Annotated in this window: 11 protein-coding genes and 1 tRNA gene; 6 read left to right on the forward strand and 6 right to left on the reverse strand. The window is 60.7% G+C overall.

Annotated features, from left to right (window positions below; genetic code table 11):
- Positions 1–47 precede the first annotated feature (47 nt).
- From ASC48_RS09965 to ASC48_RS09975, 3 genes are all read right to left on the reverse strand, one after another.
- The gene (locus tag ASC48_RS09965; RefSeq protein ID WP_055455610.1) at positions 48–1,736 is read right to left on the reverse strand and encodes an NAD+ synthase; all 1,689 of its coding nucleotides are present in this window, start codon (positions 1,734–1,736) and stop codon (positions 48–50) included.
- A gap of 64 nt (positions 1,737–1,800) precedes the next feature.
- Positions 1,801–2,334 carry a response regulator gene (locus ASC48_RS09970; RefSeq protein ID WP_055455611.1) on the reverse strand — a complete coding sequence of 178 codons (534 nt, stop codon included), beginning with the start codon at positions 2,332–2,334 and terminating at the stop codon, positions 1,801–1,803.
- Between the two features lie 180 nt (positions 2,335–2,514).
- Positions 2,515–3,894, reverse strand: coding sequence for a class II 3-deoxy-7-phosphoheptulonate synthase (locus ASC48_RS09975; protein ID WP_055455612.1), 1,380 nt, complete (start codon positions 3,892–3,894; stop codon positions 2,515–2,517).
- A gap of 512 nt (positions 3,895–4,406) precedes the next feature.
- On the opposite strand from ASC48_RS09975, the gene ASC48_RS09980 reads away from it, so the two are divergent.
- Positions 4,407–5,993, forward strand: coding sequence for a diguanylate cyclase domain-containing protein (locus ASC48_RS09980; protein ID WP_208975643.1), 1,587 nt, complete (start codon positions 4,407–4,409; stop codon positions 5,991–5,993).
- 125 nt (positions 5,994–6,118) lie between these two features.
- On the opposite strand, the gene gor is transcribed toward ASC48_RS09980, so the two are convergent.
- From gor to rpiA, 3 genes are all read right to left on the reverse strand, one after another.
- A complete protein-coding gene (gene gor, locus ASC48_RS09985; RefSeq protein ID WP_055455613.1) occupies positions 6,119–7,495 on the reverse strand; it encodes a glutathione-disulfide reductase in 1,377 nt (458 codons plus the stop codon).
- Between the two features lie 73 nt (positions 7,496–7,568).
- Entirely contained in the window at positions 7,569–8,069 is a 501-nt protein-coding gene (locus tag ASC48_RS09990; RefSeq protein ID WP_055455700.1) for a DUF2059 domain-containing protein, read from the reverse strand.
- A gap of 59 nt (positions 8,070–8,128) precedes the next feature.
- Positions 8,129–8,821, reverse strand: a complete 693-nt coding sequence (rpiA, locus tag ASC48_RS09995) for a ribose-5-phosphate isomerase RpiA (protein WP_050471206.1) — start codon at positions 8,819–8,821, stop codon at positions 8,129–8,131.
- Between the two features lie 246 nt (positions 8,822–9,067).
- On the opposite strand from rpiA, the gene ASC48_RS10000 reads away from it, so the two are divergent.
- The 5 genes from ASC48_RS10000 (at position 9,068) to ASC48_RS10020 (ending at position 15,446) form a co-directional block, all read left to right on the forward strand.
- Positions 9,068–10,843, forward strand: a complete 1,776-nt coding sequence (locus tag ASC48_RS10000; protein ID WP_055455614.1) for a methyl-accepting chemotaxis protein — start codon at positions 9,068–9,070, stop codon at positions 10,841–10,843.
- Positions 10,844–10,916: 73 nt separating this feature from the next.
- Complete coding sequence (locus ASC48_RS10005; protein ID WP_055455615.1) at positions 10,917–11,594, forward strand: HAD hydrolase-like protein; 678 nt, start codon at positions 10,917–10,919, stop codon at positions 11,592–11,594.
- Between the two features lie 92 nt (positions 11,595–11,686).
- Positions 11,687–11,761, forward strand: a tRNA-Val gene (locus tag ASC48_RS10010).
- 267 nt (positions 11,762–12,028) lie between these two features.
- Complete coding sequence (locus ASC48_RS10015; RefSeq protein ID WP_072242580.1) at positions 12,029–13,390, forward strand: globin-coupled sensor protein; 1,362 nt, start codon at positions 12,029–12,031, stop codon at positions 13,388–13,390.
- Between the two features lie 190 nt (positions 13,391–13,580).
- A complete protein-coding gene (locus tag ASC48_RS10020; protein WP_055455617.1) occupies positions 13,581–15,446 on the forward strand; it encodes a tetratricopeptide repeat protein in 1,866 nt (621 codons plus the stop codon).
- Positions 15,447–15,450: the final 4 nt, after the last annotated feature.

Below are 15,450 nucleotides of genomic sequence, written 5' to 3' on the forward strand. Positions count from 1 at the left end.
GGGCCAGCCCTTTCTTCCAGATGAATCAGAGGCTTGCGCGTGGCGGGTCAGCGGTCGCGGAAGCGGTTGGTGATGGGATAGCGCCGGTCGCGGCCAAAGTTGCGGCGGCTGATCTTGACGCCCGGAGGGGCCTGACGGCGCTTGTATTCGGCGATGTAGAGAAGGTGTTCCACCCGCTCGATGGTCGCGCGCTCATAGCCCAGCGCCTCAATCTCGCCGATGGACAGTTCATTTTCGACCAGTCCCTGCAGGATGGCATCCAGCACCTCGTAGGGCGGCAGACTGTCCTGATCGGTCTGGTTCTCGCGCAGTTCCGCCGTGGGAGCCTTGGTGATGACATGGGCAGGGATCATTTCCCCAGCCACGCCCTTCACCCCCTGTGGCAGATGGGCATTGCGCCAGGCGGCAAGCCGGTAGACCTCGGTCTTGTAGAGGTCTTTGATCGGGTTATAGCCGCCGTTCATGTCGCCATAGAGCGTGGCGTAACCGACAGACATTTCCGACTTGTTGCCCGTGGTCAGCACCATGGCGCCAAACTTGTTGGAGATGGCCATGAGAATGACGCCGCGGCTGCGTGACTGCAGGTTTTCTTCCGTGATATCGGCCGCGCGGCCCGCAAAGAGCGGCGCAAGAACTTCGGTAAAGCCTGTCATCGGCGCCTCAATGGGCACGATGTCGTAGCGGATGCCAAGTGCCTTTGCGCTGGCTTCAGCGTCCCTGAGGCTGTCTGATGAGGTAAAACGGTAGGGCATCATCACCCCGTGCACCCGCTCCGGCCCCAGCGCATCCACCGCCATGGCGGCACAGATGGCAGAATCGATGCCGCCCGAAAGGCCGAGCACAACGCCGGGGAAGCGGTTCTTCTCCACATAGTCGCGCAGGCCCATGACGCAAGCGAGCCAGTTGGCTTCATCCGCATCCGGCAGCTTCGCAAATTCACCCGGCTCCGCCCGCCAGATGCCATCGGCCCCTTCGCGCCAGTCGCTGATGGCCAGCGCCGTGGTGAACTGGGGCATCTGGAAGGCAAGCGAGCGGTCCGCGTTGAGTGCAAAGGAGGCACCGTCGAAGACAAGCTCGTCCTGCCCGCCGGTCTGGTTGCAGTAGACAAGTGGCAGGCCGCTTTCCACCACACGGGCCACCATGATCTGCAGCCGCTCGTCCGCCTTGCTCGCCCAGTAAGGCGAGCCGTTCGGCACCAGCAGCATCTGCGCGCCGGTTTCCGTCAGGCACTCGACCACTTCATCGGTCCAGGTGTCCTCGCAGATCGGCAGTCCCAGCCTCAGCCCGCGGAAATCCACCGGTCCCGGCAGCGGCCCCTGATCGAAGACGCGCTTCTCGTCGAAGACGCCATAGTTCGGAAGGTCGTACTTGAAGCGCAGCGCCTGCACCTTGCCGCCATCGAGCAGCGCCACCGCATTGTAAAGCTTGCCGCCTTCGGCCCAGGGCAGTCCGATGACCATGCCGGGGCCGCCGTCCGCGGTCTCTGCGGCAAGCGCTTCCAGCGCCGTGCGGCAGGCGCGCACGAAGGCGGGCTTCAGCACCAGATCCTCCGCCGGATAGCCGGAGAGGAACATTTCGGACAGCAGCACCAGATGCGCCCCTGCCCTTGCCGCACCGGCACGGGCCTGGCGGGCCAGATCCGCATTGCCGGCAATACCGCCGACGGAGGGGTTCAGCTGGGCAATGGCAAGACGGAGGTGGCCCGAAAGGGCCTCGGGGTGGGTGCTGGTGCTCATGACACCTGATTTAGCGCGCACTTGCGGGCCTTGCAATCGGGCGATCATGATACATGATGGATGATCAGAGCAGGGCAAGGTTTCCCGGCGGATGCACGGAAGTGGCCAGAACCGCACCGGCGGGCCCTGCCGGCCCGGCCTTACGCCAGCCCGGCCGGCGCATACCTTTGGAGCGGCCATCACGCTCCTGCCGCAGCAGGGCATCCTCGATCCGCTGATAGAGCACGGCAGGCGCCACCGGCTTGGCGATGAAGCCGTGAACACCCTGGCGCATGGCATCCAGAATGACGCTGCGGCGCGCATGGCCTGAAACGGCGATGACGGGTGTCGTCGCCAGAATATAATCTTTCTCCCCCCGCAGAAGCTTGAGGAACTCCTCGCCGGAGACAGGCGCCATCATCCAGTCGAGCAGAACGAGATCGGGCGCACGGTCGATGACGATTTCCAGACCGTCGGCGCCATCGGCTGCTTCGAAAATGCGTCTCGCACCGAAGCCTGCGAGAATCGAACGAAGGATTGCGCGCATATGCGCATTGTCATCGACCACAAGGATCGACACCCCCGACAATTCCACCTGCATCCGCATGGTCTCCTCCATTCTGGAGGGCAGCTCTACATGCCGTTACGTTAAATCAAGGTTAGAGGCGCGCCTGCCCATGGCAATTTCAACGAGGGGGAACAGTCTTCGGCATCACAATTCCGTCCTCAGCTTGAGCGCAAATGCAAAAGGGGCAGACCTGCGGCCTGCCCCTCCTGATGCGTGTCAAAGCAGCTGCGCTCAGGCGCTGGCCGCGATCTTGTCCGTGCGGGCCTCGCGTTCCTTCTTGAGGTTTTCAGCCACAAGGAAGGCAAGCTCGATCGCCTGATCGGCATTGAGGCGCGGGTCGCAATGGGTATGATAGCGGTCACCCAGCTGCTCGGCGGTCAGCGCATGGGCGCCGCCGGTGCATTCGGTGACGTTGCGGCCCGTCATCTCGATATGGATACCGCCTGCATGGGTGCCCTCGGCGCGGTGCACTGCGAAGAAGGCTTCCACTTCCTTCAGGATGCGCTCGAACGGACGGGTCTTGTAGCCGGCGGCGGTGATGGTGTTGCCATGCATCGGATCGCAGGACCACACAACCGTGCGACCTTCCCGCTCCACGGCGCGGATCAGCTGCGGCAGATGGTCGAACACCTTGTCCGCGCCGAAACGGCAGATCAGCGTCAGGCGGCCGGCTTCGTTCTCCGGGTTCAGTATGTCGATCAGCTTCAGCAGCCCATCCGGCGAAAGAGACGGACCGCACTTCAGGCCGATCGGGTTCTTGATGCCGCGGAAGAACTCCACATGGGCATGATCCGGCTGGCGGGTGCGGTCGCCGATCCACAGCATGTGGCCGGAGGTGGCGTACCAGTCGCCCGAGGTGGAATCGACGCGGGTGAAGGCCTGCTCGTAGCCGAGCAGAAGCGCTTCATGACTGGTGAAGAAATCGGTCGAACGCAGCTGCGGCACGCTGTCCGGAGACACGCCGCAGGCACGCATGAAGGCGAGCGATTCTGAAATGCGGTCCGCCAGCTCCTGATAGCGGTGCGACTGCGGGCTGTCCTTGACGAAGCCCAACATCCAGCGGTGCACCTGATCAAGGTTGGCAAAGCCGCCCTGCGCGAAGGCGCGCAGCAGGTTCAGCGTCGCGGCCGACTGGCGGTAGGCCATGGACAGGCGGTTCGGATCCGGGATGCGGCTTTCCGGAGTGAAGGCGATGTCGTTGATGATGTCACCGCGGTAGCTCGGCAGCTCCACGTCACCTTGCTTTTCGATGTCCGAGGAGCGCGGCTTGGCGAACTGGCCGGCAATGCGGCCCACCTTCACCACCGGCTGGGACGCCGCATAGGTGAGGACGACGGCCATCTGCAGGAAGACGCGGAAAAAGTCACGGATGTGATCCGGATGATGCTCTGCGAAGCTCTCCGCACAGTCACCACCCTGCAGAAGGAATGCCCGCCCTGCCGCAACATCCGCAAGCTGGCGCTTCAGAAGACGCGCCTCACCTGCAAAAACCAGCGGCGGATAGGTCGACAGACGCTTTTCCACGTCCGCCAGGGCCTCTTTGTCGGGATAATCCGGCACCTGCAAGATCGGCTTGGATCTCCAGCTGTCCGGTGTCCACTTCTCCGCCATCACACAGTCTCCAATACGGTCCGGCTGCTTTGCCCTGCCTTGGGCAAACGGGCGGCAGATCCTGCATCTGCCAATGGCCCGTTGCGCTCACAAGAACGGGCGCCGGAACTTCCTCACATCACGTGCTGCAAACGTCTCCCCCCGAAGGACAAGAAACGTGCGGCCTTATACACGGCTTGACGGCTCAAGACTACAGTCCAGGACAGTATCCCGCCAGCAATCCGGATGACCGTGGCTCAGGTGCCGCAATGCAGGCCGGGCCGCCCCGCCCAGCCTGCCGGTACGGCAAGACGGCCACCCATGCCGCTCCATCGTAAAAATACGGATGATTAACAAGAAGAAAAACGCAGGCACGAATGGGAAATGCACAGCAACCAAATATCGTTGATGAACTTAAGGACCTGTTTCCAATTATACCCTATCAGATTTTGACAGGTATGTTGTGGTCTGGCGAAGCTTATGCAGGCCCTTCCCCATAGCGCGGTCCACCAGATCCAGAAAGGATTGGCAGCGTGTCACCTTTGGCAGGCATTGGCAAGAACCCGGCAGGACGCTGGAGCCTGACGCATCAGGTCTATTTCCTCGCTTCGCTGCTGATGGTACTGGCAACAGCATCCCTGCTTTATGTTGGTCACATCGCCTCACGTGCTGCAGACAAGCAGGCCGTGCAGAACGAAATGCGGCTGATCGAAAGCGCCCTTCATGACCGCCAGCGGCTGATGGCGAGGGACCAGATGACCCTTGCCCGCTGGGACCGGGCGGTGGCCAATATCCCGGTCAAGTTCAACCCGGCCTTTGTCCGCTATGAACTGCTTGACTCCCTCTGGTACGATTTTGGGCATGAGCGGACTTTCCTCGTTGATCCGCAAGGCGCCTTGCTTGCTGAATCCCACAGGGAAGTTTCCCGCATCGGCCGCAAGAGCCTGCCCGCCTCTTCGGTGCTGCTGGCGGTTTCACGGATGTCCGTGCGCAAATACGAGGGCCTGCGCAGCACATCGGAGGCCGGACCGGGCCGCAGCGGGCCGCCCGCCATCGATGACATGGCCACATTCGCCTATGTGCTGCTCGACAAGACCCCGACATTTATCAGCGCCATGCCGATTGTGCCGGATGACGGAGCCGTGACGCCCCCTCCCGGACCGCCGGTCATCCTCATGTCGGCCCGCCTGATCGACGAGCGCTTCACCGCCGACATCAATTCGCGACTGGCCTTCCGCGACATGAAGTTTATGCCGGGGGAAACGCCGCCGGCGGGCAGCACTAGCTGGCCCATCACATCACCGGATGGCGAGATCATTGGCCATTTCCAATGGACCAGCGAAACGCCGGGCGAGCATGTCTGGCGCATGATCCTGCCGACCATCCTGCTGCTTTGGGCCATGCTGGCCGGTTCTGCCTTCGCCGTATCGCGCAAGGTGGGAACACTCACCCGTTCACTGGAACAGCGGGAACAGGAGTTTGCCTATCTGGCCGACCACGATCAGCTCACCGGGCTCGCCAACCGCCGGCAGATCAGCTCCATTCTTGTAAATGCCATTTCGGGCCTGCCTGACAAACCCTTCGCACTGATCGGCTGCGATCTGGACCGGTTCAAGCAGATCAACGACACCTATGGCCATGCAGCGGGTGATGAAGTTCTCGCGACCGTGGCCCGCAGGATTGAAGCGGAAGTTGGCAGCGCGGGCGTTGCCGGACGCATGGGCGGTGACGAGTTCGTGATCGTGGTGATCGAGTTTGCGGATATCGACCGGCTGGCCGATCTTGGACGCCGGATCATGGCCGCGCTGGACGAAGAGATTCCGATGCCCAATGGCATCCATGCAGAACTCGGCGTCAGCCTCGGCATTGCCATCGCCCCCATTGACGGCAGCACGGATGAAGCCCTGCTTGCTGCTGCAGATGCTGCGCTTTACGCTGCCAAGTCCGCACGGGACGGCACACTTGTCTTTGCCGCAAGCCTGCCGCGTGGAGAGGGCCCAATGCCGGAGAAGGAAGCTGTCACAGGCACAATACCGGCAGCCGTTCCGGCAAGGTCCCCGCTCGCCATCAGTGACGGCGGCACCGTGATCAAGCAGGTTCCGAAAGGCTGCGGACACTGATACCAAGGCTTTCGATGCTGACGCATCACGCCTCGAAGACTCAAGGAAGGGGCCACCCGTTCCCGATGCAACATGCGCATCCGGAGCGGGTGGCCCTGACCTGTTTCACGACCTGTCTGCGGATTTCAACCGCGCAGGCGTTCCGCGGGCTCGCGCATGGTCACAAGCTCCTCGGCGGCGGTGGGATGAACGGCGACCGTCCGGTCAAAGTCGGCCTTGGTTGCGCCCATCTGCAGCGTAATTCCAAGCACCTGCGCCAGTTCGCCAGCGTCGGGTCCCAGAACATGGACGCCCAGGACCTTGTCCGTGTCCGCATCGACGATCAGCTTCATCACCATCTTCTCGTCCCGGCCCGAAAGGGTGTGCTTCATGGGACGGAAGCTGGTCTTGTAGATGTCGAGGTTCGGCGTCCGCTTGAGCGCCTCTTCCTGAGTGAGGCCAACCGTTCCCAGCTCCGGCTGGGAGAAGACGGCCGTTGCGATGAGGCTGTGATCGACCGTCCAGGGCTTGCCGCCAAAGATGGTGTCGGCAAAGGCATGGCCTTCGCGGATGGCCACCGGGGTGAGATTGGCCCGGTTGGTGACGTCGCCCACGGCATAGATGGAAGGAACGGAGGTGCGGGACGTTTCATCCACCCGGATGGCACCGTCCTCACCCACTTCAACACCAGCCTTCTCGAGGCCGAGGCCCGCAATGTTCGGGCGGCGGCCGATGGCAAAGAGGATCTGATCGGCGGGCAGCGCCTTGCCGCCCTTGGTGTGGCCCGTCAGCTTGCCATCTGCATCCTTTTCGATTGCGGAGAACGTGTCGCCGCAGATGATCTTGATGCCCTTCTTCTCCATCTCTTCATGCACGGCCTTGCGCAGATCATTGTCAAAGCCGCGCAGGATTTCCTCGCCGCGGTAGATGAGCGTCGTCTCGGCGCCGAGGCCGTTGAAGATGCCGGCGAATTCCACGGCGATGTAGCCGCCTCCGGCGACAATCACCTGCCTCGGCATTTCGGCCAGATGGAAGGCCTCGTTGGAGGTGATCACATGCTCGCAGCCGGGCAGCGAGGGATCGACATTCGGCGTGCCGCCCGTTGCGATCAGGATGTAACGGGCCGTCACTGTCTGGCCGGTTGACAGCAGGCGGACGCTGTTGGGGCCCTCGATGACGGCGCGGCTGTCAAACAGCTCGACGCCGGTCCGGTCAAGGTTGCGCCGGTAGATGCCTTCCAGCCGCGTGATTTCCTTGTCCTTGGCTTCGATCAGGGTCTGCCAGGAGAAACTGCGCTCGCCGACCGTCCAGCCAAAGCCGGCGGCGTCCTCGAACTCTTCGGAGAACTTGGAGGCGTAAACGAACAGCTTCTTCGGCACGCAGCCCCGGATGACGCACGTTCCGCCGAACCTGTATTCCTCGGCGATCGCGACGCGCGCACCGTGGGTGGCAGCGATCCGTGCAGCCCGCACACCGCCGGAGCCGCCGCCAATGACGAACAGATCGTAGTTGAACTCGCTCATCCTGTGAGATCCTTCAGGTCACATCCAAAAACAAACGGCCCCGTCTCCGGGGCCGCTGGTAAGCCGGAGCCGCTTACGGCTTGATCAGGCCACGCTTCTCCAGCTCGCCGCGCACCTGCATGACCATTTCCTGAGACAGCTTGTCCTGCCACTGGCGCGCGGCGCCAATCGACAGCGCACTGATTTCCGGCGACAGCTGGGTCAGCTTCTTACCCGTGGGGCTCTCGTAGAAGTTTGCAATCTCGGTCAGCTCTTCTTCGCTCAGGCGGCGGGCCCAGACTTCAAAGACCATCCTGTTCAGTTCGGGACGCTCTTCGGTCATCTTGAGCGCGACTTCGGTTACCACTTCATCAAGCACACCGGTCAGGGACGGGTCGGCCTGAATGAAAATGCCTGTGGTCCGTTCAGCCAGTTCCGGAATGATGGAGTCAAACGCAGAGAGAGCGTCTGTAGCAATCACTGCGCGGCGTGCGGCTGCAAGATGGCTTTCGGTCAGATCCTGCGCCATGGCAGACGGCGCAAAGGCAAGACCGGCAACCACAACCCCTGCGGAAAAGAGGGCTTTCAGATTCATTTGCAAACTCCAGCGTGCATTGTCTGTGCCCGGCTGCGGCAGATGCCGCGGCCAGCGCTTCAATCTTTCATTATGACGTCCACACCCTGCGGTCCGGCCACATAGGCCTTGGCCGCCAGCCCGATGAACAGGCCCGTCTCGACGACACCGGGTATCAGGTTCAGCTCAGCGGCCAATTTTGCAGCATCCGGAATGGCTCCAAGCGAGGCATCCAGGATGTAGTGACCGCCATCTGTGACAAAAGGATGGTCCTCACCGCCGCGCAGCGAGACTTCGCCAGTCAGTCCATGACTATCAAGAACGGCGCGCACAGCAATGCGGGTGGCGCCAAGGCCAAAGGGCACGACTTCGACCGGAAGCGGGAACTTGCCAAGACGCTGCACCAGCTTGCCGCTGTCGGCGATCACGACCATCTTGCCGGAGGCAGCCGCCACGATTTTCTCACGCAGCAAAGCACCGCCACCGCCCTTGATGAGCGCCATGTCCGGATCGATCTCATCTGCGCCGTCAACGGTCACGTCGAGCACGGGCATGTCTTCAAGCGTGGAGAGCGGGATACCCTCCTCGCGGGCCAGGGCAGCGGTGCGCTCCGATGTCGGCACGCCAGTTACCTTGAGCCCGGCACGGACAGCCCGGCCAAGAGCACGGACGAAATGCTCAGCGGTCGAACCGGTGCCAATGCCGACCTTCATGCCGTCACGGATTTCTTCCATAGCCCGCTCGGCGGCCTGGCGCTTGAAATCGTCGCTCATCCTGTCCCTTCCGGCAATCGTTGAAAGACCCATGGGCGGCGGCAGGAGGAGGCATGCCTTGCAGCACCCCATGCCGAAGCCGCATGTGTTGGGGCTGATTAGCATGCCGGCAAGTTCAGGGCAAAGGCGAAGTCTCACGTGCGCGGCCTGCCCCGCTGAGAATAGTTGCAAGGCAGCATTGAAAATTAACCTGCCGTTCAGCTGACGTTGAGAACGTTCGATATCCGGCATGTCTAGGAAAATAAAATGCGCCCGAACTTCAGTTCCTCGCTCTTTTCAAAGCCTCCCAAGCCTGAGGCTTCGGATGCATTTGCGCAGAAGACGCAAGTCGACGCACTGAAAGATACGCAAGAAGAGCGGGAAGACGCGGCGCGCCGGATCGGGAACGCGATCGACATGATAGAAACGGACCTGCGCAGAGCGACTGCACAGGTGTCCGCAGAGACGGATGATCTTCGAAATCTTCTTTCTTCGCAGCAAGATACGCTGAAAGAGATTCGGATGGACGCCCTCAACCTGCAGTCGGAGGCGGAGCAGGCCACAGGCACGATGTCCGAGCTTGCGGCCTCTATCGAGGAACTGGCTGGCTCCAGCGGGCAGATTGGAGCGCTGGTCGAACGTTCAGGCCAGCTGGCACAGGACGCCACCGGCGCTGCGACCGAGGCCAATTCCGGGGTTCTGGAACTGACGGCGGCGATCCTGGATATTGCCAATGTTGTCCGGCTGATTTCAGGCATCGCCAAGCAGACCAACCTTCTGGCGCTGAATGCCACCATTGAAGCGGCCCGCGCCGGGGACGCCGGACGGGGGTTTGCGGTTGTTGCCAGCGAAGTGAAGGCGCTTTCGGTGGAAACACAAAAGGCCACGGAAGAAATCGTCAGCAAGATCGAACGGCTTCAGGCTTCGGCGGATCTGAGCACCACGTCGGTCAGCCGCATCATTGATGCCGTCGCCGAACTGCGCCCAAGTTTCGCAGAAGTTGAGAATGCGATCCGCGAACAGGTGGCAACCACCTCTGATATCAGCCAGAGGGCCAACCAGACCGCTGCCTTCATCGACGAAGTGGGCAAGCGCATCAGCACCATCAACAATTCTGTCTCTCGCGCCGAAGAAAGCGGAGCCAGCGTCTACGGCGCCGTGGGTAAAATGGCCGCTTCGGTTTCGGCGCTCGGGCCACGCTTCACGATGATGCTGCGCCAGAGCCCGGCCGGCGACCGCCGGGTCGAAGACCGTCTGCCTTGCCGGATCAACGGAACACTTGCCGTGGCAGGGCACACCGCCGCCGTCGAAGCGCGCGACATTTCCCATGCCGGCGTCCTGCTTAAGCCGGGCAGCGATGCGCAGATTACAGCCCCCGCCAGTGCACGCCTTTTGCTTGACGGCGTTGGCCAGATTGATCTGCGGATCGTCAACAGAAGTGACAATGGCCTGCATTGCCAGTTCTCCCGTATGGACGACATGACGGGCGCGGCCCTCGACAAGCTCATCCATGGCATTCAGACAAAGAATGCCACTTCCGTCCGCCGGGCCCAGGAGGGAGCTGCCAGAATCAGCGAGGCAATGCACAAGCTCATCGAGACCGGCCGCCTCACGCGGGACGCCTTGTTCGATACCGATTACAAAATCATACAAGGCACCAATCCCGTTCAGTACAGCAACCGTGCGCTGGCACAGCTGGAACAGATCCTGCCGCAGATCCAGGACGCCATCCTGGCGCAAGATGCAGCGATGATATTTTGCGTGGCGATTGACCGTAATGGCTATCTGCCGGTGCATAACAAAGCCTATTCACATCCGCAGCGGCCGGATGATCCGGTCTGGAATGCGGCAAACTGCCGGAACAAGCGCATTTTTGACGACAGGGCGGGCCTGAGCGCCGCACGGAACACGAGACCCGTACTTGTACAGTCTTACGCCCGTGATATGGGAAATGGTAACGTCGTATGGTTGCAGGAAGTCGACGCCCCCATCACGGTGTGCGGTATCCACTGGGGCGGTTTCAGGACAGCTTACAAGCTTTGACAGCACCACCTGCCCGCTGCAAGTTGCAGAATGGGCAGAGAATCAGCTGCGGCATGTGACAGGGAGGCCCTGCTTGGCCACGCTCGTATTTGACCTGGATGGAACACTGGCCGATACGGCGGAAGATCTGGCAGCTGCCCTCAATGCAGCGCTCGCGGACGCAGGATACGGACCTGTTCCGCTGGAACTGGCCCGGCCACAGGCCGGCAATGGCGCCGCTGCCCTGATCCGCCTCGGTCTCATGTTTCACGGCGCCGACCCAGCTGAAGCGCCGCTGGACGCCATGCGGGCTGTTTTTCTGGACTACTATGAGGCCAATATCGCCGCGTTCAGCCGGCCCTACGAAGGTGTCCCCGAAACATTGGAGAAGCTCGCCGGCAGAGGCTGGAGGCTGGCAATCTGCACCAACAAGCCGGAGTATCTGGCTCGCAAGCTCCTCGACGAGCTGTCGCTGACCCGCCTCTTCGGCTCCATCGTTGGCGGCAACACATATCCGCGGCCCAAACCGGACGCCCTGCCGGTGCTCGGCGCCATACGGCGGGCAGGCGGAGAGCCCTGCAAGGCAATCATGATCGGCGATACGGCGACCGATATTGCTGCAGCCCGGGCCACGCAGATCCCTGTCATTGCCGTCGATTTCGGCTATGCCAGCGTGCCGGTTGCAGATCTTTGCCCCGACCGGGTCATCTCCTCTTTCCGGGATCTGTTGCCTGCGCTGGAAACGCTGGGAGCAGCCGCCAGCCCCCTGTAACCGGGCTGTTCATAACGCCGAAATTCTTGGTCCATCCCCTCTTGCGCTGCCCCGTAGAATGTCATAGAAGCCGTCCCACGCTGCACAGCGGCGGGCGATTAGCTCAGCGGGAGAGCGTTCCGTTCACACCGGAAAGGTCGCAGGTTCAATCCCTGCATCGCCCACCATTTTCTCCTTCTTTACCCAGATCCGCAACCAAGGAGTTGGGACAGTTTTTTTCACACCAGAATACCTGAATGGTTGAAATTTACTCTCTCAAAAGGTGACGGGCTTTCCTTGTGACTTATCGTCACTTTTACTTACATAGCTTTTCAACTAGTTTATTTAATCCAAGCCAGATTTCATCATAAGTCAAACTTGCCCTTTCCATTTGAGTTAACGGTTCCTTCAAGAGACTCGCTCTACCGTGACAGCATCTCAACCGAGGATGCATCATGTTGTACAGTGACGAGGAAATGAGGGGCCGTCTGAGCTTTGCAAGGATTGACGCTGAGACGAAGTCGACCCTTACGAAACTCTGGCCTTTCGTCCAGAAGGCACTGCCGGCCGTGCTTGACGGCTTCTATTCCCATCTCAAGTCACAGCCGAAGATGGCGGCTCTTGTCGGAAATCGCGAGGACATGCTCAAGAAGGCCCAAGGCGGTCACTGGGCCAAGCTGTTCTCCGGCCGGTTTGACAAGGATTATTTCGAGAGCATAGACCGCATTGGCCGTGCCCATGTCCGCATCGGACTGGAGCCGAAGTGGTATATCGCAGGCTATCAGTATATCCTGAATGAGCTGGTCAACATCGTCCTGAAGAAGCACCGTTTCTCTCAGCACAGGGCACTGACCGCCGTGCAGGCGCTCAACAAGGCAGTGCTGTTCGACCTGGATCTTGCCATTTCGACCTATCAGGATGTTCTGATGGAGCTGCAACAGGAACAGGAGCGGCAGATCAACCACGCCATCGACACTTTCAAGGTCAAGGTGGACGCCACCATGACGGAGGTGAGCAACAGCGCCGAGAAGATGACCCGTCAGGCCATGTCCCTGTCTGACATGTCCGTTTCTGCGAACGCAGAGGCCTCTGAAGCTGCACGTTCCTCCGTTCAGACGACCAACAATATCCAAACGATCGCCGCAGCGACGGAGGAGCTGTCCAGCTCCATCGCCGAGATTTCACGACAGGTCACCGGCGCCTCTGATGTGGCGCGCCGGGCGAATGGCGAGACGAACCGGACATCTGCCGAAGTCGGGCGCCTGTCCGATTCGGCCCAGAAAATCGGGGACGTCATCAGCCTCATTCAGGCCATTGCAGAGCAGACCAATCTCCTCGCCCTCAATGCCACGATCGAGGCCGCCCGTGCTGGCGAAGCCGGACGCGGATTTGCCGTCGTGGCAGCCGAAGTGAAGGAACTGGCGAACCAGACTTCCAAGGCGACGGAAGAGATTTCGTCCCAGATCTCCGCCATCCAGTTGGCCACCCAGAACGCCGTGAAGTCGATCAATGCGATTTCCGAGACGGTGAGGGAAGTCGACAACATGACGGCCACCATCGCCGCAGCGGTGGAGCAGCAGGGTGCGGCAACGCGCGAGATTTCGTCGAACATCCAGAGCGCAGCCTCCGGCTCCCAGTCTCTGGCCGGCAACGTTGACCGTGTGGCCGGTGCCATTGCCCAGACAGGCACCGCCGCCGCAGATTTCCAGGTGGCGGCCGATGGGCTCAAGAGCTGCTCGGCGCAGCTCGGGGATGATGTGCGCCACTTCTTCGAGAACCTGCAGAAGATTGCAGCTGCGGCCAGCAAGGCGGCCTGAAGACTTCTCCTGAAAATCGACAGGCAGCCCCCTCCCCCTTGGGCCTGCCTGTTTGCGTCAAGCATTGGCCACTGCACTCTCTCCTAGGGCAAATCAGCGGCAGAACAGGCAAATACGGACAGCTCACCCATTTCCGAGCTTTTCTTGCTAGACTTTGCGCAGTGATTCTCCGAAGTCAGCGGATGGGCGAATGAGCTTCAAGCCGGCAAATGCTGCCACCACGACACTCGACATAATGCGCAAGGCCGTGGCCCTGCAGCAGGCCGGTGAAGTCGAGAAAGCGCAGCGGCTTTACAAAACCGTCCTTAAGAAGAACCCTTCCTCTCCGGATGCCAACCACCTTCTGGGGGTCTGCTACCGGCAGCTGGGCTTCCCCAAACGGGCAGTGGAGTTCATCCGCAAGGCAATTTCCCTCGCACCGGACCGCGCCCCCTATCATGCCAATCTGGCACGCGCGCTCTCTGACCTTGATGAAGATAACCATGCCGATGTGCTGGCCGCAGCCGAACGGGCCGTGGCACTGGATCCCAGGCTTGCCGAAGCGCAAAGCCTGCGTGCCGTGGCCATGACCAAACTGGGCCGGGAGACTGAGGCAGAGGAAATCTTCAAGCAGATTGTCGCGGATCATCCAGGCTACGGAGATGCCTACCGCAACTATGGCGTTCTGTTGCGGGATCAGAAGAAGTTCCATCAGGCCGTTGAGTTCTTCGACAAGGCCATCCAGATCGATCCCAGCAATTCCGACATATGGGTCCAGCGGGCCCGCTCAAGACTTGAAGCAGAGCAGTATGACAAGTCAGGCGAGGAACTGAGGCTTGCTCTTCAACTCTTCCCCGGGAATGATGATCTCCAGCATGAAATGGCACGCCTGCTGTTCCGGATTGGCGAAGCATCGGATGCCCTGCCCTTTGCAGAAGCTGCCATGGCAGCGAACCCGCAGGATGTTGCAAGGCATGTCACCCTAGGTGTCATTCTGCAAAGCATGAGCCGGTCCACGGACGCGATAAAGGTCCTGCGGAAGGGTATCGAACTGGCGAATGGCGACCTTCCGGTTGCGGAGTGGAATCTCGCCCTAGCCTATCTGGGAGCGGGCAACATTGCAGAGGGCTGGAAGCACTATGGTGCCCGCTTCAAGGCGGAAATCACGTCCTGCCTCAACCGCAAATTCCGGAAGCCCCAATGGGATGGGTCTGATCTGACTGGCAAGACGATCATGATCTGGAATGATCAGGGGGTTGGCGACTGCCTCCGCTCCGGCACGCTGATTGCCGACATCATGGAGATGGCAGACAAGGTGATCATCGAGGTGCCGAAGAAACTGGTCGCACCTTTCGAGCATAGTTTCCCGGATGCCCTGACACGCACACCGACGTTTGAATCCATCACCCTGATGGCCACCACCGATGATTATGACTTCCAGATCTCCTCGGCAGATCTTCCGCGCTATATCCGCAATGATCTGGAGTCTTTCAAGAAAACACGGCATCCCGTGTTCAAGATCAACACCCGGCGCGCCCGTGAACTTTACCGCCGGATTCCTGACGCCGACAAGAAACCGGTTGTCGGTGTCTCATGGCGCTCCAGCAAGCTGGCTCCTGCCCGTGCGAAAAATTACCTTTCGGTGATGGATTTTGCACCGGTTGTCGAGACGAAAGGTATCGTCTTCGTCAATCTGCAATATTCCTGCATCGACCGGGAGGTTACTTACCTTCAGGAAGGGCGCGGCGCAAACCTGATTCACTTTGCCGACATTGACCAGATGAACAACATTGAGGATGCGGCTGCACTTGCCTCGTGCTGTGATCTTGTCATAACGGCAAACACAAGCGTTTCAGACATTGCCGGCTGCTACGGCATGCCCTGCTGGACCTTCGGCGACGACATCAGTCATTACATGCTCGGGCAGGAGCAGACACCCTGGTTCCCCAGGACAACCTACACGAAACTCAAGCCCGGCCAGCCTGTCGTTGAGCTGATTCCGGGGCTTGTCGAGCGGCTGGAAAGCTGGAAATCGTCGTTCTCTCCCGAAGAGCGCATGAAGCGCCTGCAGCTGTGAGGCA

Origin of the sequence: Pannonibacter indicus, from assembly GCF_001418225.1 — a bacterium.
Classification (GTDB): domain Bacteria; phylum Pseudomonadota; class Alphaproteobacteria; order Rhizobiales; family Stappiaceae; genus Pannonibacter; species Pannonibacter indicus.

Excerpts from the sequence above, each read along its gene's own strand:
- ASC48_RS09965 (WP_055455610.1), bottom strand. The coding sequence starts at position 1,736 with ATGAGCACCAGCACCCACCCCGAGGCCCTTTCGGGCCACCTCCGTCTT.
- ASC48_RS09970 (WP_055455611.1), bottom strand. The coding sequence starts at position 2,334 with ATGGAGGAGACCATGCGGATGCAGGTGGAATTGTCGGGGGTGTCGATC.
- ASC48_RS09975 (WP_055455612.1), bottom strand. The coding sequence starts at position 3,894 with ATGGCGGAGAAGTGGACACCGGACAGCTGGAGATCCAAGCCGATCTTG.
- gor (WP_055455613.1), bottom strand. The coding sequence starts at position 7,495 with ATGAGCGAGTTCAACTACGATCTGTTCGTCATTGGCGGCGGCTCCGGC.
- ASC48_RS09990 (WP_055455700.1), bottom strand. The coding sequence starts at position 8,069 with ATGAATCTGAAAGCCCTCTTTTCCGCAGGGGTTGTGGTTGCCGGTCTT.
- rpiA (WP_050471206.1), bottom strand. The coding sequence starts at position 8,821 with ATGAGCGACGATTTCAAGCGCCAGGCCGCCGAGCGGGCTATGGAAGAA.
- ASC48_RS10000 (WP_055455614.1), top strand. The coding sequence starts at position 9,068 with ATGCGCCCGAACTTCAGTTCCTCGCTCTTTTCAAAGCCTCCCAAGCCT.
- ASC48_RS10015 (WP_072242580.1), top strand. The coding sequence starts at position 12,029 with ATGTTGTACAGTGACGAGGAAATGAGGGGCCGTCTGAGCTTTGCAAGG.
- ASC48_RS10020 (WP_055455617.1), top strand. The coding sequence starts at position 13,581 with ATGAGCTTCAAGCCGGCAAATGCTGCCACCACGACACTCGACATAATG.